Annotated in this window: 10 protein-coding genes; 2 read left to right on the forward strand and 8 right to left on the reverse strand. The window is 70.2% G+C overall.

Annotated features, from left to right (window positions below; all coding sequences use genetic code 11):
• Nucleotides 1-18: 18 nt before the first annotated feature.
• From TBIF_RS13970 to TBIF_RS13990, 5 genes are read right to left on the reverse strand one after another with little or no spacing between them, the layout of a single operon-like run.
• Nucleotides 19-1,368 (reverse strand): MFS transporter, encoded by a 1,350-nt coding sequence (locus tag TBIF_RS13970; protein ID WP_024795406.1) that lies wholly within the window; start codon nt 1,366-1,368, stop codon nt 19-21.
• Nucleotides 1,369-1,410: 42 nt separating this feature from the next.
• Entirely contained in the window at nt 1,411-2,838 is a 1,428-nt protein-coding gene (locus TBIF_RS13975; RefSeq protein WP_024795407.1) for an FAD-dependent oxidoreductase, read from the reverse strand.
• Nucleotides 2,819-3,616, reverse strand: a complete 798-nt coding sequence (locus TBIF_RS13980; RefSeq protein WP_024795408.1) for an SDR family NAD(P)-dependent oxidoreductase — start codon at nt 3,614-3,616, stop codon at nt 2,819-2,821. Before TBIF_RS13980 ends, TBIF_RS13975 begins: the two co-directional genes overlap by 20 nt.
• A complete protein-coding gene (locus TBIF_RS13985) occupies nt 3,609-4,445 on the reverse strand; it encodes an SDR family NAD(P)-dependent oxidoreductase (RefSeq protein WP_024795409.1) in 837 nt (278 codons plus the stop codon). Before TBIF_RS13985 ends, TBIF_RS13980 begins: the two co-directional genes overlap by 8 nt.
• 48 nt (nt 4,446-4,493) lie before the next feature.
• Nucleotides 4,494-4,928 (reverse strand): nuclear transport factor 2 family protein, encoded by a 435-nt coding sequence (locus TBIF_RS13990; RefSeq protein ID WP_024795410.1) that lies wholly within the window; start codon nt 4,926-4,928, stop codon nt 4,494-4,496.
• A gap of 205 nt (nt 4,929-5,133) precedes the next feature.
• On the opposite strand from TBIF_RS13990, the gene TBIF_RS13995 reads away from it, so the two are divergent.
• Nucleotides 5,134-5,796, forward strand: a complete 663-nt coding sequence (locus TBIF_RS13995; RefSeq protein WP_024795411.1) for an IclR family transcriptional regulator — start codon at nt 5,134-5,136, stop codon at nt 5,794-5,796.
• Nucleotides 5,797-5,875: 79 nt separating this feature from the next.
• Complete coding sequence (locus TBIF_RS14000; RefSeq protein ID WP_024795412.1) at nt 5,876-6,529, forward strand: TetR/AcrR family transcriptional regulator; 654 nt, start codon at nt 5,876-5,878, stop codon at nt 6,527-6,529.
• On the opposite strand, the gene TBIF_RS14005 is transcribed toward TBIF_RS14000, so the two are convergent.
• The 3 genes from TBIF_RS14005 to TBIF_RS14015 form a co-directional block, all read right to left on the reverse strand.
• A complete protein-coding gene (locus TBIF_RS14005) occupies nt 6,526-7,920 on the reverse strand; it encodes an amidase family protein (protein ID WP_024795413.1) in 1,395 nt (464 codons plus the stop codon). The two genes, TBIF_RS14000 and TBIF_RS14005, sit on opposite strands and share 4 nt — an antisense overlap.
• Before the next feature lie 92 nt (nt 7,921-8,012).
• Complete coding sequence (gene acpS, locus TBIF_RS14010; RefSeq protein ID WP_024795414.1) at nt 8,013-8,420, reverse strand: holo-ACP synthase AcpS; 408 nt, start codon at nt 8,418-8,420, stop codon at nt 8,013-8,015.
• Complete coding sequence (locus TBIF_RS14015; protein WP_024795415.1) at nt 8,421-17,702, reverse strand: type I polyketide synthase; 9,282 nt, start codon at nt 17,700-17,702, stop codon at nt 8,421-8,423.
• Nucleotides 17,703-17,813 lie beyond the last annotated feature (111 nt).

A 17,813-nucleotide genomic window follows, 5' to 3' on the forward strand; every position in this document is an offset into this window, starting at 1 on the left:
CCCTCCATGTGGGTCCGTCTAGTCGGTCTGAAGCTCCGTGCCCTTGGTCTCCGTGATGAAGAAGACCGCGCCCAGCGTCAGCGCCGCACAGAAGACGAAGTATCCGGCCGGCGCCAGCGAGTGGCCCGTCATGTGGATCAGCCACACCGCGATGAACGGCGCCGTGCCCCCGAGCAGGGTGTTCGTGATGTTGTTGCCGAGGGCCAGGCCGCTGTAGCGGACCGAGGCCTTCAACATCTCGACATAGGTGACGTAGGACGCGCCGTTGGTCACCGACACCGCGATGAACAGGACGCTCTGCCCGACAATGGCCTGCCACACGCTGCCGCCAGACATCATCATGAACATCGGGATGCCCAGCACCAGGGCTGCGCCGCTGCCGGCGAACAACACCGGCCGGCGGCCGAAGCGGTCGGCGGCGTAGCCGGCGAGCGGAAGGGTGATCACGCCGAGCACCAGTGCGAACGACGTCGAGAGGAAGGCGATGTTCGACGAGTGGCCACCGGCGGTGCGCAGGTAGGTGGCCGCGTAGACCGACGCGATGTAGTAGCCGCCGGTGATCAGCGCACCGAGAAAGATGATCTTGACCAGGCTCGCCTTCGACGTACGCAACAGCTCCAGCACGGGGACCTTCTTCGTCTCACCGCTGTCCGCCATGTCCTTGAACTGCTCCGTGTCCTCCAGGTTGCGGCGCATCCACACGCCGATGACCCCGATCACTAGGCTCAGCAAGAACGGCAGGCGCCAAGCCCAGTCGAGGATCTCCTCGTCGGTGAACACCGAGGTCAGGGCGAGGACCAGCAGCGAGGCGATCAACGACCCGATGTAGGTGCCGGTGTTGACCATGGAGGTCAGCGTGGCCCGTCGATGCGTCGGAGCGGACTCCGCCACGAACGCGTTGGCGCCGCCGAGCTCGCCGCCCGCCGCGAATCCCTGCAGGCAGCGCGCCAGGACCAGCAGCACCGTCGCCCAGACGCCGAGGGTCACGTAGCCGGGCAGCAGCCCGATCGCCGCCGTCGCGATCACCATCAGCAGGATCGTCCAGGAGAGGGCGTTCTTCCGGCCGTACTTATCACCCATGTGCCCGAAGAAGATGCCACCAGGGATCCGCATGAAGAATGCGACGGCGAACGTCGCGAACGTCTCCATCAGCGCGGTGGTGTCATCGCCGGACACAAAGAACAGCGTGGCGATGAAGGTCGCCATGTAGCCGTAGATGCCGAAGTCGTAGTACTCGACCACGGTGCCGATAACGGCTGCACGGACGACCTTGAGCGGGGACTGCTTGGGCTGCTCCTGCTCCGATGACAACTGTGGAGAAGGTTCCTTGCTGGACGGATTGTCCGCCAGTGTTTCCGTGGTGGTCATGAATTCCTCATTACTGGTTGTAGTGCCCACGATCGATCCGATTCAGATGCGGGCAGACTGCAGATCCGTGGCGTTCTGGCCGGCGATCCGGCCCATCGTGAGGGCGTTCGCCACCGCGTTTCCGCCGCCGACATACCGAAGCCCGAGGACGCCCGCGCCAGCCTCGCCGGCCGCGAACAAGCCGGGAATGCGAATGCCGCTGTGGTCGAGGACCGCCGCGGCACTGTCGATCTCCAACCCCGCGTGCGTGCACACCAGTTCGGCGGGGAGCATCATCACGGCGTAGAAGGGTCCCTGCCCGATGGGCTCGGGGTTCTCGGTGGACCCCTTGTTCGCGAGGGTGCGGTCGCGCTGAAAATCCTCGTCGACACCGTGCGGAAGTTGCGCGTTCCAGCGGGTGACGGCGCTCTCGAGCGCCGCCGCCGGCACTCCCATCAGCTCGGCGAGATCGGTGAGCGTCGCGGCCCGCAGGGTGCGGCCGGCGGCAGCTTCCTCCGCCACCCGCTCCGCGTCCCAGTCCGCGTACCCGGCTGGCAAGCCGAGGCGCCCGGCATCGTCGAACACGGCCCAGACGCTGCCGGGCTGCGCGGCCATGATGCCCGTGGAGACCGCGTAGGATGCGTCCTCGTCCATGAACCGTCGACCATGGCCATTGATGTAGATCCGCGACTTCGGGGGGAAGCCGGACTGCCAGTGGTGGAACCGTTGGAAGTACGCGGTGGGCAGGATCAGGCCCCAGCCGTCGCCGGCGATCGCGGCGTCGGCCTGCTCGCCGAAGACGAGGTGGTCGCCGCGGCTGCCGGGCGCGGCGACGACGAACAGCGCGTCGCCGGCCAGCCGAGAATCAGGGTAATAGCGGTCCAGCAACTCGGGGTTCTGAGCGAACCCGCCGGTGGTGACGATGACCGCGCCCGCGCGCACCTCGACGTCGTCGGCCACTACTCCCACGACCCGCCCGTCCTCGATCAGCAACGACTGCACCCGAGTGCCCAAGATCGCCTCGATTCCGAGTTCGCGGCGTCTACCGTCCAGCGCCCGGACCAGGCCATAGCCCTGGTCCTTCGGCACATGTCCGCGCCAGACATCCTCGACGCCAGCCTGGCACAGCCCCGGCATATGCGCATTCGCCGACTCGAGGGCGGGGATCTCCACGCCGAGCCCGACCAGCCACTCGAGCGTCGGCCCTGCCTGCTCGCAGAATGTCCGGATCAATCCGGGCTTGAGCATCCAATGGTTCAGGTCCATGTAGTGCTGGTAGAACTTCTCGGCCGTGTCCTCGATGCCCAGGCCGCGTTGAACGCTGGTGCCGGCCGCCGTGAACAGGCCGGCGGACAGCGAGGTGGAGCCGCCCAACTCGCGCTCGGCCTCGAACAACAGGACCGACGCGCCCTTCTCGGCAGCCGACACGGCCGCCGCCAGGCCGGCGCCGCCGCCGCCGACGACGATCACGTCACACATCTGTTCGGTCATGTTGTGGAACTCCAGACTCCGCACGGATGCGGTGGTACAGCCCATTCGAGACAAGGCCGCCATCCACGGTGACCTCGCTGCCGTTCATGTAGGTAGATCGGTCGGACAGCAGGAATACCACTGCGTCGCTGATCTCGTCGACGGTGCCCATCCGCCCCGCCGGGACGCTGTCCAGGGACGACGCCACGAACGCGTCCGCGCCCTCGAGCAGCGGCGTCCCGACTAGGCCGGGGTGCACAGAGTTGACCCGGATGTGCCACTTGGCCAGGGTTCCGGCGGCGGACTTCGACAGCCCGGTCAGCCCCCACTTGCTCGCGGCGTAGGCCGCCGAGAAGTAGCCGACCTGGCCGGAGATCGACGAGATGTTGACGATAGAGCCGCCGCCGCTGTCCCGCATAAACGGCGCCACCGCCTTCATGCCGTAGAACGCCCCGGACAGGTTGATGCGCAGAGTCTGCTCCCAGACCTCGTCTGGGGTCTCCATCAACTCCAGCCGCCGGGAGATGCCGGCGTTGTTGACCAGCCCACCGAGCTGGCCAGTCGCGGCGCGGATCTGGTCCACCACCCGGGCCCAAGCGGCCGGGGAGCTGACGTCGAGCTCATAGGGCGTCGCCGTCCCGCCTGCCGCCCTGATCTCCGCCGCCACCTGGCTGGGGTCCTCGATGTCGGCGACGCACACGTGGCTGCCGCGCGCTGCGAGGGTCCGGGCGTGGTTGGCCCCCATGCCGGATGCCGCACCGGTGACAAGCACCACCTGCGGACATGTCCCATCAGACATGCTGAGAGCCGCCATCGACTGCGATCGAGTTGCCGGTGATGTAGCGGGCGCTGTCCGAGAGCAGGAACAGCAGCGCGCCGAAGACCTCTTCGGGGGCGCCCAGCCGATGCAGCGGCACCGCGTTGAGCGCGTTCTCGAGCGCGACCGGGTCCTGCTGCACCCAGCGGGTCATCTCAGTGTCGATGTAGCCCGGCGCGATCGCGTTCACGCGGATCCCCACATCGCCGAGCTCCACGGCGAGCGACTCGGTCAGGTGCGCGACTGCCGCCTTCGAGGTGCAGTAGGCGCCGCGCCCCCTGCGGATGCGGGTGGCTGACACAGAGGACATATTGACGATGGCCCCACCCGGCGCCATGCGCTTGGCCGCGGCCTGCGCCCCGAACAGGACGCCTTGGACGTTGATCGCGAGGACCGACGTGATCTGCTGCGGGGTGATGTCCTCGATCAGCCCGAAGGGGAAGATCCCTGCGTTGTTCACCCAGAAGTCGAGGCGGCCGAACTCCTGTATCGCGGTCTCCGCCAAAGCGTCGAGCCCGGCGGTGTCTGTGACGTCCACCCGGGCGGCAACCACTCGGCCCGGCTCGTCCACGAGCGCAGCCGCGCCGAGCCCGCCGTTGATCTCCAACGCCGTGCCCGCCATCTGGTCCTCGTTGATGTCCGCGGCGACAACGTGCACTCCGCGGGCGGCGAGGCCAGCCGCGAATACCGCGCCCATGCCCTGCGCAGCGCCGGTCACCACCGCGACCTTGCCTAGCATCTCGGGATAGTGCGCGCGCAGCTGTTCGGTGTTGGTGCGGCCCGGGTTCTCGCTCTGGATGGTCTGGGTCATGATCTCACTCTCGTGACGGTGGGGATGGTCTGGTGATTGCGTGTGGGTCTAGTTGTCGTCACGGCGCACGGTCCGGCACGCGACGCGCCACTGCCCGCCCTCGCGCACGACGCGGTCCGCCGTGGTGGTGAGGCGTACCAGCCGGGACTGCTCGCCCTTGCGGGTCGCCACAATCTGGAGGTATAGGCGGACCGCGAGCTCGTCGTCGCCCACGCGGTCGATCGCGATATTGGTGATGACGTGTCGGCGCGCCTCGCCCGCGGCGGCGGCGTCGGCGAAGAACGCGTCCGCGAAGTCCGTGAGCGCCGCGGTGCCGGCCACAGGCGCCGGATAGCTGGGCGAGATGAACTCGCCGTCCGCCGTGAACGTCGTTGCCCACGCCCGCGCGTCGCCCTCGTCGATCAGGTGGCTCTGCCGGCCATACAGCTGATGCAGCTCGACGAACGTCGCAACGTCGAGACTGCCGTGGCGGAATGCGTTCATTGCGTCGACTCCCAGCTGACCGGGGCTTGCAGCGTCCCGATATGTGTGCGATAATCGCACTGCCTGTGCGATTAAAGCAATCGTATGGTGCGCTGCCTCACATCGTCAAGTGCCCGTCCCCTGGGCCACGCGCATTAGGAGCCGCATGACACTCGACCGGACGAACGTCCACACGCCGAAAGACCCGGTAGTGCTGGATTCAGGGATGTCCAAGACACTCCACAACGGCCTCGAGATCCTTGAGTTGCTGACGCGGCATCCGCACGGGCTCAACACCACCGACATCGCGATCGGCATCGGGGTGCACCGCACCGTCGCCCACCGCCTCATCCGCACACTCGAGGCCCATCGCCTCTGCCGCCGCGACGACCGCAAGCAGATCTATCTCGGGGCCGGCCTGGTGACGCTGGCCGAGCCTGTCGAGCAGGACCTCCGAGAGCTCGCCCGCGCAGTGCTCGAGGAGCTCGCCGACAGCCTGGAGTCGACCACGCACCTCGTCGTCCGCGAAGGCGCCGCGGAGGTCCGGGCCCTGATAGTGACCCCGCCGCGCAGCGCGCGCCCGCACATCTCGTTCCGCCCCGGGCAGGTGGACCCGATCAACAGGGGCTCGGCGGGCCTCGCCATGCTGGCCGCCCTCCCCGCGCAGGACGGTGAACGCGCCGAGGTGGCCCGCGCTCGCCAGCGCGGATTTGCCGTCACGGTCGGCGAGGTGACCCCGTCCATCACCGGAATCTCCGCCGTGGTGCCACACCGGCGGGCCGAGAGCCTCATCAGCATCGGCGTCTCCGTGTTCGACTCGTCCAACGAGGAGGAGTTGGGCGAGGCCGTGATCGCCGCGGCCCAGCAGCTCGCCGACCTCCTGCGCTGAGCACGCCGCGTCGACCGCGGCGCGCCATGGCGGCCATCACTGGACACCCCGTACGCCCACCACCGATAATCAGGTCATCGTGCAAAATCCCGCCGAGGTACCCGGATCCGAGACTGAAGAGCTCGTTCCCCGTCGGCGGCCCATCCAGGAACGCAGCAAGCGCCGGTTCGAGACGCTGCTGACCGCGGCGCGCGAACTGCTGGTGGAGGTGGGCTTCGAATCGTTCACCTGCGAGGGCGTCGCCTCACGCGCAGGCGTCCCCATTGGCACGCTGTACCAGTTCTTCGCCAACAAATATGTGATCGTGTGCGAGCTAGACCGCCAGGACCTGGTGGGCGTGCAGGAGGAGCTCACGAGCTTCGGCAACGAGGTCCCCTCCCTGGACTGGCCAAATCTGTTGGAGCGCTTCATCGACCACCTCTCGGAGCTGTGGCTGACGGACCCGTCGCGTCGGGCAGTCTGGCTCGCCGTACAGGCCACCCCGGCGACTCGGGCGACGGCCGCCATCAATGAGCGGGCGCTCGCCAAGCAGGTGACGCAGGTGCTCGCGCCGCTCATGCCGGGCGCCATCGCGGAGCGCCGCACACTGATCGCCGAGGTCCTGGTGCACGCCGTCTACTCGATGCTGAACTTCTCCGTCCAGGACGGCCAGAGCCACCCGGACGCGGTGCATGAGCTCAAGCTGATGATGACGGCCTATCTGATCAGCACCGAGCGTGGGCGACCCGCCTAATCCAAGGTGTAGTACTGCAACACATCTGAGACCGCGGCCGCCACGCCCAGCAGGCTGTCGTCACGCCCGGTCATGCCGCGCAGTTCGATGCCCACGGGGGTGCCGGCCATCTCCGCGCCGCTGGGGATGGTGACGGCAGGCAGGTTCAGCGCTCCCGCGATACCCGAGAAGCGAAGGTAGCCAAGGTAAGACGGCACATGCACTCCCGTGCCGTACACCTTGTCCGGCGCGTTGGTGGCCCCCGGCAGCAGCGGCGAGGTCGGGTGCAGCACGGCCGCTGCGCCGACCCCGTCCAGCTGCCCGGACATGGCCTCCGAGATGCGGTGCTGGTCCGCCAGCGCAGACCGGTAGTCGCTGTCATTGAATGCCGTCGCCCGCAGGTATCCCAACGCGGCGCGCACATCGGCGTTCGCCGCCTGATCCAGCACGTCGTCCACGGTCAGGTCCGGGTAGCGGTCGGACAGGTAGTCGCATAGAGCTGGCAGGAACTCGTGGTCCATGATCGTGTGGCCGGCGTCCTCCCCCGCCCGCTCCAGCTCTGTCAGGTCGACGTCCACAAACGTCACTCCGGCAAGCTCCAAAGATGCCATGGCGTACTGGAATTCGGCGCTGACCCCGTCGTCTAGGCCATCCAGATGGTCGGGGTTGATAGCCAGTCGCAGCATCGAGAGATTGGCGGTGTCCGGCACCCGTCGCCGCCCGGCCAGCACGGAGTCCAGCAGCAGCAGATCCTTCACCGTGCGGGTGATAGGCCCGACGGTGTCCTGGGATGGGGAGACCGGCACGACGCCCTCGCCGGGATAGCGGCCGACCGTGGGCCGGTACCCGACCAGCCCACAGAACGCGGCGGGCAGGCGCACCGATCCCACCGTGTCGGTCCCCAACGCGGCCGGCACGATGCCGGCGGCGACCGCCACCGCCGAGCCGCCGCTGCTGCCGCCCGCGGTCATGGTCAGGTCGAGGGGGTTGCGCGGCGTCCCGCTGTGCGTGTTCACCGACGACGCGCCTAGAGACAGCTCGTGCTGGGTGGTCTTGCCGATGACTACCGCGCCGGCTGCCCGCATGCGCGCCACGACAGGCGCATCGGCCGGTGGCACCCGGCCCGCGAGGCCTGGAGTGCCCGCGGTCGTCGGCATGTCCGCGGTGTCGATGTTGTCCTTGATCGCGATCGGGACGCCATGGATCCGGCTTGTCGGGGACCCCGCGGGACTGCGGTCCCCACAGCCCGAGTCGGTATAGGAGAACGCGTTCAGATGGCGCAGGCGGTGGGCTCGCTCAAGCGCGTAACGCGGGCCGTTGACCCCAAGGTTGGTGGCCCCGCGCCCGAGCGCCCGGAACTGGCCTATCGTGCGCAGGTCAGCACCACCGATGTACCCCGTCGAGCTGCGCACCGGCCCACCTCCATTTCGCCTGATGGAAGTTAGCCAGAGCACCGCCAACAAGCGTTAGCGCAGGTCTCACTGTCTGGAAGAAGTGCCGCCGCTCACAGCCGCTCGATGACCACGTATGCGGCGGCCATGTCGCCGTCGTGCGTGAGCGAGAGATGGATCACCGCGTCGCCCAGGGCCACGGCGACCTCGCCGTGCAGCCGGATCGAGGGGCGGCCCCACGCGTCGGTGCGGACCTCTATGTCCTGCGGGCGCACGCTCTCCAGCGCGGGGGCGCCGCCGAAGTTTCCGCCGGACCAGGCCTTGATGACGGCCTCCTTCGCCGCCCACCGGGCCGCGAAGTGCTTGGCCTGCGCCGCCTCGTCCCTCAACCCAGCCCCACGGCCGGCGCAGTCGCGTCGTTCCCCTGACGTGAAGCTGGACGCGATGGCGCTACCGGGCCTGCCGAGTTGCTCGGCAAACTCCGATACCGCCACCACGTCCAGTCCGATGCCGAGAATCAACTACTCAGCGCCATCCAGGCGGTAGGCACCGTCCTTGTTCAGACGCGCCGCCGGCGCCAGCAGCATCGCGGCCTCGTGCTCGTGCACGCTGACCTTGCTGTCGGAACCATCCGCGGAGCAGCCGATGCCGTCGAAGCGGCGGTCGGCCGGCTTCTCGTACAGTGCCGCGCCGCCGAACATCGCCTGGCTGATCCGGCGAGCGCCGGCCACCTGACGTGCTGCGGCCTTGGCCCGGTACTCGTCGCGATTCGCCGGGGCGAGCGCGGCGACGAACGCCTCGGGGTGTGCGATGGCGATCAGCCCGGCGACGTGCCCGAAGCCGAGGCTGGTGAGCAGCCCGGCCTTGAGCGGCATGGCCGAGCCGAGCCGCAGCGGCTCCTCGCGGGTCCACACCAGGTGCGGGTACTCGACGAACTTCCCGTCGACGCAGTCCAGGCTGCGGTTCGGCGGGATGATGCCCTGGCCGAGGACCTGGCACAGGCCGATCAGCTGGAACGCCGCCGCGCCGCCCTTGGCGTGTCCGGTGAGGGACTTCTGGGAGACGACGAAGAGCGGGTTGCCCTCGTCGCGGCCCAGCGCCGTGGAGATGCGCTCGTGCAGCTCGGACTCGTTGGGGTCGTTGGCCGCCGTGGAGGTGTCGTGCTTGGAGACCACCGCGATGTCGTCGACCGTCAGCCCCAGCGTGGCGAGGGAGTTGGCCAGTACCGACTTGCGGCCGCCGCGCGCCACGCCGAGCGCGCCGATGCCGGGCGCCGGGATCGAGGTGTGGACGCCGTCGGCGTGCGAGCCGGCCCAGGCGACCACACCGAGGACGGGCAGGCCCATCTCGGCGGCGACGTCGCCGCGTGCCAGCAGCACGGTGCCGCCGCCCGCGGACTCGACGAACCCGCCTCGCCTACGGTCGTTGGCCCGCGAGAACCTGCGGTCCTCAATGCCCTTGGCGCGCATGGACTCGGTCTCGGCCGTCGCGGCCATGTCGCCGAAGCCCTCGACGCCCTCGATGGAGAGGTCGTCGAAGCCGCCGGCCACCACGAACTCGGCCTTGCCGAGGCGGATCTTGTCGACGCCCTCCTCGACGGAGACCGCGGCCGTGGCGCACGCCGCAACGGGGTGGACCATCGAGCCGTAACCGCCGACATAGGACTGCACGACGTGCGCGGCGATGACGTTCGGCAGCGCCTCCTGCAGCGTGTCGTTAGCGTGCGGCTCGCCCAGCAGGTTGTCGACATACAGCGAGCGCATGGACGACATGCCACCCATGCCGGTGCCCTGGGTGTTGGCGACCATCGTCGGGTGCACCCAGCGCAGCAGCTCGGACGGGTCGAAGCCCGCGGTGAGGAACGCGTCGACGGTGCAGACCAGGTTCCACTGCGCCACCCGGTCGATGGAGCTGACCATGTCCGCGGGGATGCCCCAGGCCGTCGGGTCGAAGCCCGTGGGGATCTGGCCGCCGACGATGCGGGAGAGCTGCACCCGGCGCGGCACGCGGATCTCGGTGCCGGACTTGCGGGTGACCTTCCAGTCGCCGCTGTCCGGGACCGACGCGATGGTGGTCCGCTCCGTGTCGGAGTCCAGGAACGCCCGGGCCTCCGCCTCGCTGCTGACGGTGAACGTGAGGTCCTTGTCCAGGAACACGGAGGTGAGCAGCGGGGCGGTGCCGCCCTGCAACGCGCCCTCGTCCACGAACTCGCGGATGCCGCAGCGCTCGATGACGGCGTCGTGGTAGCGCTCCCAGATCTCAGCCTCCGGCACCAGGTCGCCGGACTCGACGTCGTACCAGCCGGCCGACGGGGAGTCCTCCCAGGTGACCATGCCTGTGGTCCACGCGAGCTCGAGCACGCCTGCGGCGGAGAGCTCCTCGTTGACCTCCATCTCAAAGCGGGTGCGGGCCGAGCCGTACGGGCCCAGCTCGCCGGCGCCGACGATCACCACGAGGTCCTCGGGGTTGACCGACAACTCCGCCCACTCGGGGGTGGTGGTCGCCAGGTTCAGGCCGGGGGGCGAGGGCAGCGCGGAGATGGTCGCCTCAGTGGAGATGTCCTTGTCCTCCGCAACCTCGTCGTCCTCGGCATCGGCCTGGTTCCCGGCCAGCGCGGCCAGGTCTAGGTCGGCCTCGGCGAGCCCGCCGGTGAGGTCCACCAGCTGCGGGTCGACCGCGGCCAGGGCGCGCACCTCTGTGGTCGCCGCGGCCAGGAGCTCCGTGGCGATCTCGTCGGTGGACCAGGTGCGGACACCGGCCGCCTCGACCTGCTCGACGAGCGGGTCGTTGCCGCCCATCAGCCCGGTGCCGCGCACCCAGCCGATGATGGCGTGCACCAGGGTGACGCGCTCGGCCCAGCCGCGCTCGGCGCGCCAGCGGGCGATCAGCGCGTCCAAGGACGCCTTCGACTCGCCGTACGCGCCGTCGCCGCCGAACTTGCCGCGGTTGGGCGAGCCCGGGAGCACGACGTGCAGGTGGGTGTCGATGTCGTGGTCCGCGCCGATGCCGGATAGTCCGGCGATCAGCCGCTCGACCGACCAGAGGAGCACGCGCATCTGGAGCTCCGACTTGGCGCCGGCGTCCCGCAGGTCGCCGACCACACGGGGTGCGGCGAACGGGTACAGCAGCGTCGGGGTCATCGGCTCCTTCAGCACGATGGCCTTGCCGCCGGCCGACTCCGTCTGCTGGGTGCCGACCCAGTCGACCAGAGCGTCAATGTCGTTGAACGAGGCCATGTTCGCGGGCAGCACCCACAGCGCCGCGCCGGGGCGGGCGTGGTCCCGGTAGAGCTCCCGGAAGAAGCTCAGCTTCTTGCCGTCCAGGGAGGATGTGGTGGCGACGACGGTCGCGCCGCCAGCGAGGAGATCCCCCACGACTGCGGCGGCGATCGAGCCCTTGCTCGCGCCGGTCACGATGGCGACATCGGTGGACCACGTGCCGGCCGTGTCCTGCGCATGCGGGGCGGCGGCGATGGCTCCGTAGGCCGCGGCGAGAGCGCTGCGGCCCTCGTTCGCGGCGCGGCGCTGCCACCAGGCGGCGTGCTTGGCGACGGTCGCGTCGACCACGGCGAAGCGGTCCGCGATCTCCCCAGCCTCGTCCGCATCGGCGAGCCACAGGCGGGCGAGGTCCTCGCGGGAGCTGGCCCAGCGGTCATCGATCAGCACGGCGCGGCGACCGTCGAACGCGGGCGCCACCTGGCGGGCCCAGTCCGAGCCCAGCTCGTCGGACACCAGGTCCGCGAGCTCGGTGTCGGCGGTCTGTGCCTCGTCAATCTGGGTCTCGGTCAGGCCGAGCTGCGCGAGGATGGTGCGGGCCGTCTCGGCCAGCACACCGGTGGGGCCGGTGACCTTCTCGGCGAACTCGTCGAGCGCTGCGGAGTCCACCGCGCCGCCGCCGCCGGCCGCTGCCGGCTTGGCCACCGCGATGCCGCGGGCCGAGCCGACGGCCAGCACGGCCGCGTCGATGAGGTTGTCCACGGAGCCGCCGTCGGAGACGGGGCCGTCGACCATGCCGCCGAGGTCCCCGCCGCGCACGCTGGCGCCGTCGCGGGTGCCGAGGGCGAGCGCCGCGGTGACGTGGGAGACCCAGCCCTCGCCGAGCTCCCACGCGCCCTTGACGCGCTCGCCGATGGCGGCGGGACGACGGCCGGACGGACCGAGGACACGGCGCAGCTGGTCGCCGATGGCATCGCTGAGCACGGGCCCGAACGGCCGGTAGGTGCGGGCCATGCGGTCCACGGTGGCGGCGAGCGTCGGCATGTCCGCCTCGGCCGCGCCGTCGATGGCGCCGAGCGAGAGCTCGGAGCCCAGGTCCACGAGGAGCTGGTTGCGACGCGAGGACGCGCCATCGGTCAGCGACTCGATGGTGTCGTTCTTGGCGACCTGGTCCGCGCGCAGCTTCGTCCACAGCGCGATGAGCGTCGCGGTGGCGTCGCCCGCGCTGAACGTGATGTCGTCGGGGCGGGGCGCGCCGGCGGCGGCGGACGGGGCTGCCACGGGTGCGGCCGCTGCGGCGGGGGCAGCTGCCGTCTCTGCCGCAGGAGCCTCCTCGACCTCTTCCACGGGGGCAGGCTCGACGTCCGTGCAGAGGAGAATGGCAGCCTCGCGCTCCGAGTTGAGCACCTGCGGCAGCCGGCCGACGCGGCCCGGCAGCTTGAGGGTCTGGCTGGCCAGGTTGGCCACCGTCGGGGCGCCAGCAACGCCGACCTCGATGAAGCGCTCAACGGCCAGGCCGCCCTCCTCCTCGCGGAAGAGCAGATCCTGGGTCTCGATCCAGCGCACGGGGCTGGCGAACTGCCAGGCCAGCAGCTCGATCAGGACCACGCGGGTCAGCGCGGACGGGTCCGCGGCCCAGGTGTCGAAGTCCTTGAGGACGTCCTCGAGGGGGCCGGCCTGCACCAGGTCCCAGATCTCCTGGACGAACTCGCGGCTGAGGTTGAACAGACGCGGCACCAGGTTCGGGATGTAGTGGCCGACGAGGATCGACGGGTCGATATCGTGCGGGACCAGCTTCTCGAGGGTCTGACGGAAGTCCGGGACGCCGTCGAGCAGCACCTGAGAGTGGAACGGCACGTCGATGCCGGGCACCACGATGAACGCGCGCTTGCCTCCGGTGATGGCGCGCAGGCGGTCGATCTCGGTCTCGAGGGCCTCGAGGCCGGCGACGGTGCCGGCGATGGCGTACTGGCTGCCCTTGAGGTTGTAGTTCACGACCTGAACAAATTCTCCAGCACGAGCTCCAATTGCCTCTACGAAGCCCTTGACGTCGTCGTCGGCGATGCCGATCTGGGAGGGGCGGATCGCGGCGAGGCGGTAGTCGCTGCGGCCCTGCTTGTCGCGCGGGACCAGGTGGTGCATGGCGGAGCCGCGGTGGAAGACGACCTCGAGGACGGCCTCGAGGGGCAGCACCTGGGCGACGGCGGCGAGCGCGTTGTACTCGCCCACCGAGTGGCCGGCGAGCAGCGAGCCCTCGACGAAGGCCTGCGCCTCGCGGAGCTCCGCGACCTGGGCGCACGCGAGGGTCGCCATGGCGACCTGCGTGAACTGCGTCAGGAACAGGACGCCGTCCGGGTGCATGTGCTCCTCGCCGCGGGCGGTGAGGGTGGTCGGATTGTCCCGCACTACGGCCAGGATCGAGAAGCCGAGCGATTCGCGGGTGTGCTTGTCGGCGCGGTCCCAGATGTCCTTGGCGGCGGCCGAGCGGTTGCGTCCGGCCAGGCCCATGCCCTTGTGCTGGATGCCCTGTCCGGGGAACGCGTAGATCGTCTTCGGCGCGTCCAGCTTGCCGCTGGCGACCATGACGAGCTCGCCCTCGACTCGGCAGGAGACCTCGACGACCTCGCGGCCGGCGTCCAGGCCGACGCGCTCGACGCGGACGTCGATCTCCACGCCCGGGCGGACCGGGGCGAGGAAGCGCGCGGTCCAGCCGGTGAGCGCGGTGGTGGCCCGGCTGTCGGGGGCGTGGTCGGTGGCGGTCGCGACCTGCTGCGCGGCGGCGGAGAGCCACATGCCGTGCACGATCGGGCCGCCCAGGCCGGCGAGCTTGGCGGCGGCCTTGGAGGTGTGGATCGGGTTGTGATCGCCCGAGACGCTGGCGAACGCGTCCATGGCGATGGGCGCGAGGACCGTGGCCTGGCGGCGACGGCGGCGCGGGGTCTCGACCATGTCGGCGCTGACGGCGCCGCCGGCACGGGCCGGATCGGTCAGCTCGCCGCGGCCGGCGCGGCCACGGATGGCGAAGCGCTCGACGAGCGTGGCAACGGGCTCAGACTCCAGGCCCAGATCCAGGATGGAGCCGACCTGCACGCGAACCTCCACCACACGACCCAGGTCGCTGTCGAGGACCTCGGTGGCCTCGGCGCGCACGGTCATGATGGACGTCTCGGTGGGCAGCGGGCCCGCGAGGGAGATGCCGTGGTCCAGGTGGACCAGGTCGAGCATGCCCTCAATAACGGAGGCGCCTTCTGCGGTGCGCGCCGCGCCGATGGCCGCGAACACGGCCGGCCAGCAGGCGCCGACCAGCACGTCCGGGACACCCGCGGTGTCGGCCACGAACTGATCTGGCAATCCCGCGGCGGTGACGCCGGAGTGGTCTGCGATCAGGTCCGGCGTCCACGCCAGGTTGATGCGGGCGACGCCGCCCTTGACCTCGGGCAGGTTCTGCCCGGCGGCGACGGCGAGCAGCGCCGTCATCGCGGCGTCGGCGTCGTCGGCGGTGATGATCGGGGTGCCGCCGTCGATGCTGGAGGCGGGCACCGTGATGAGGATCTTGACGGCGTGCTCGCCCGTCAGCGGCACGGTGAGCTGCACGTGGGTCTCGTCGACCACGGTCAGGGTGGCGTGGGTGAGCGCGTGCTGGGCACTGAACTGACCCGCCACAGTGCCTTCCACCACGGTCCACTCCGACGCCTCGCCGAGGCGGTGCACGGGGCTCTTGGTGTGGCGGCCAGCCCACAGCATGTCCGGGGAGGCGAGGACGACGTCGAGGATGCCCTCGGCGCGCCCGGTGCGGCGGCGGGCCGGGATGGCCTCGGCGACAGCGCCATTGGCGAGCAGCTCGGCGGAGGTGGCGGCCTCGAAGCGGTCGAGGAGCTCACCGACGGGCTCATCGACGCGGGTGATGCCGGCGACCGCGACGGTGCCGGGGATGACGCACACCTGGTCGGCGCTGTAGCGGGCGTCATGCGCCTGCCACAGGGAGTCGGAGCGCCACCAGCGGCGCACGTCGCCGTCGACGACGGGCACGAAGTTGACGGGCTTGCCGGGCAGGCGGCACAGCTCCACGAAGTAGTACACGTCCGCCGGGTGCAGCAGCGCGCGGTCGGCTTGGGAGTACTGCGCCAGCAGCGCGTCGATCGCGGCCTGCGGGTGCTCCAGGCCCTCACCGGCGAACAGCGTCGGGATGGGGCCGTTGTCCACCGGGTTCAGGCGGGCCTCGGCGCGCTCGAGCATCTTCGCGAACCGGGTGCGCCAGGTGCTGTCGAGCCAGACGGAGCCGTTGTCCGCGCCACCGTTAGAGGCGACAGTCGCGGCCGCGTCGGCATCGCTGCCGATGGCCAGCTCCACGTAGCGGCGCAGCCACTGCTCGTAGGTCATGGTGGCCACGTCGCCGAAGTAGGGCTTGGCGGTGCCGTCGAGCGCGGCGATGATCTCGTCGCGGCGCTGCGCCACGGCGTCCGCGTCGCCGGCCACCTCGTCGAGCAGGCGTCCACAGCGGGAAGCGGTGTTGTCGATCTCGTGGATGTCCGCGCCGAGCTGGCTCCGGCCGGAGGCCATGCCGCCCGCCGCGGTGCCCGCGCCGACCCAACCCTCGGTGCCGGGGGTGTCGACGAGCAACTGCTTGACCTCGGGCGAGGTGGTGGCCTCGAGGGTGGCCATCGCGGCGGTGCCCACGAGGATGCCGTCGACCGGCATGACGGGGAAGCCGAGCTCGGTGGCCCAGCGGCCGGTCAGGTAGTCCGCGGCGCGCTCGGGGGTGCCGATGCCGCCGCCGACGCACAGCACGATGTTCGTGCGGGCGCGCAGCTCGGCGTAGGTGGTGAGCAGGAGGTCGTCTAGGTCCTCCCACGAGTGGTGCCCGCCGGCCTTGCCGCCCTCAACCTGCACGATGACCGGGAAGTCCGGGACCTCGGCGGCGATGCGGATGACAGAGCGGATCTGCGAGACGGTGCCCGGTTTGAACGCGATATAGGGGATGCCGACCTCGGCGCGCTCCTCGATCACGGCGAGGGCGTCCTCGAGCTCGGGGATGCCGGCGGTGACGATGAGGCCGTCGAGCGCGGCGCCCGTGGTGCGGGCCTTCTGGACGAGACGCTTGCCGCCGACCTGCAGCTTCCACAGGTATGGGTCCAGGAACAGGGAGTTGAACTGCACGGCGCGGCCCGGCTCGAGCAGGTCCGTCAGCTCTGCGATGCGGTCGCTGAAGATCTCCTCGGTGACCTGACCGCCGCCGGCGAGCTCGGCCCAGTGGCCGGCGTTCGCGGCCGCGGCGACAATGCGGGCGTCGACGGTGGTCGGGGTCATGCCGGCGAGCAGGATCGGCGAGCGGCCGGTCAGCTTCGTGAAGGACGTCTCGACAACGACACGGCCGTCCGGCAGGGTCTTGGCGACCGGCGCGAAGCTGGCCCACGGGGAGTCGACCTCGGGGGCCGCGCCGGGGGTGAAGAGATTCCGGTAGCCGGCGCGCGTGGACGCGGGGATGACGCCGATGCCGGTGCCGCGGACGGCGCCGGTGGTCATGCGGGTGAGCAGGTCTCCGGGGCCCAGGTCCAGGATCCACTTGGCGTCCGCCGCGATGGCGGTGTCGACCTGCGCGACCCAGTCGACCTTGTCGATCAGCAGCGCGCTGGCGAGGCGGGCGGCGAGCTCCGTGTCGAGGCCGCAGCGCTCGGCCCAGTCGGAGACCATCAGGAGCGCGTCGTTCATGGCCGGGTGGTGGAAGCCCACCTCGACGGCGACGGGCTCGAAGATCGGGGTGAAGGGCGCGCCACCGGTCTTCTTCTCGGTGCGGTCGGCCTTCTCCGCGGTCGCGAGCTCCTCGCAGTGCACACGCACGCGGGCGAGCTGGGCGGGAACACCGGTGAGCACGACGCGGCGGCGGCCGTTGCGGATGGCGAGCACGGGCGCGTCGCCATCAGCACTGCCGGCGAAGAGCTCGTCGAGCACCTGCTGCACGCGCTCGGGCTCCACGCCGGAGACGGCGAGCATCGGGGAACGGTCGGGGGTGCCGATCAAGCCGCGGCGGCGCGCGGTGAGAGAGGCAGCGGCACCGATGAGCTGGGTGATCGCGAGCAGTTCCGCGTCCTGCTTGCCCTCGGCCTTGACGGCCTCGGCGGCGAGCAGGCCCTGCGAGTGGCCCAGGGTCACGACCGGCTTGGTGGCCTTGATGTCCAGGCCGGCGTCGAGCAGCGCGCGCAGTCCGGCGAGGTGTGTGAGGAATACGCCGGGCAGCGACACCGCGGCAGAGGTGAGGGAGGAGGCCTTGGGCCGAGTGGCCTCGATACCCCAGCCGATGGGGTCGAAACCGGACGGGCGGACCACGAGGAGCTCGCGGTTGACCGGCGCGAGGATCTCCGCGGCGCGATCGACCAGGCCCTGCAGCTCGCCCTCGAGGCGACCGTCGGTGACGAGCTCGGTGAGCGCGGGCAGCCACGGCACACCCTGCCCGCCGAAGGCCACCGCGAAGCTCTCGCCCGCGGCAAGCCTGTCCGCGAGGGCCGTTCCCCGGGAGATGGTGGCCTTCTTGCCATTCGGCTGGTCGGCGGTGTCGTCGTTCGATCCGGAACCGAATGCCTCGATGGTCACGTTTAGAGCTCCTCTCAATGAACGCCGGTTAGCGCTCGCAATACCCGACAAGGTTGACACAGAATCATGAGGAAGTCCTCACGTTCTATGACCTGCGGAGATGTACTCACG

Source organism: Tomitella biformata AHU 1821 (genome assembly GCF_000524475.1).
In the GTDB taxonomy this organism is placed as follows: Bacteria; Actinomycetota; Actinomycetes; order Mycobacteriales; family Mycobacteriaceae; genus Tomitella; species Tomitella biformata.

Bases quoted from the DNA above. Each gene is read 5' to 3' on its own strand.
- TBIF_RS13970 (WP_024795406.1), bottom strand. From the start codon at position 1,368: ATGACCACCACGGAAACACTGGCGGACAATCCGTCCAGCAAGGAACCT.
- TBIF_RS13990 (WP_024795410.1), bottom strand. From the start codon at position 4,928: ATGAACGCATTCCGCCACGGCAGTCTCGACGTTGCGACGTTCGTCGAG.
- TBIF_RS13980 (WP_024795408.1), bottom strand. From the start codon at position 3,616: ATGTCTGATGGGACATGTCCGCAGGTGGTGCTTGTCACCGGTGCGGCA.
- TBIF_RS13985 (WP_024795409.1), bottom strand. From the start codon at position 4,445: ATGACCCAGACCATCCAGAGCGAGAACCCGGGCCGCACCAACACCGAA.
- TBIF_RS13995 (WP_024795411.1), top strand. From the start codon at position 5,134: ATGTCCAAGACACTCCACAACGGCCTCGAGATCCTTGAGTTGCTGACG.
- TBIF_RS13975 (WP_024795407.1), bottom strand. From the start codon at position 2,838: ATGACCGAACAGATGTGTGACGTGATCGTCGTCGGCGGCGGCGGCGCC.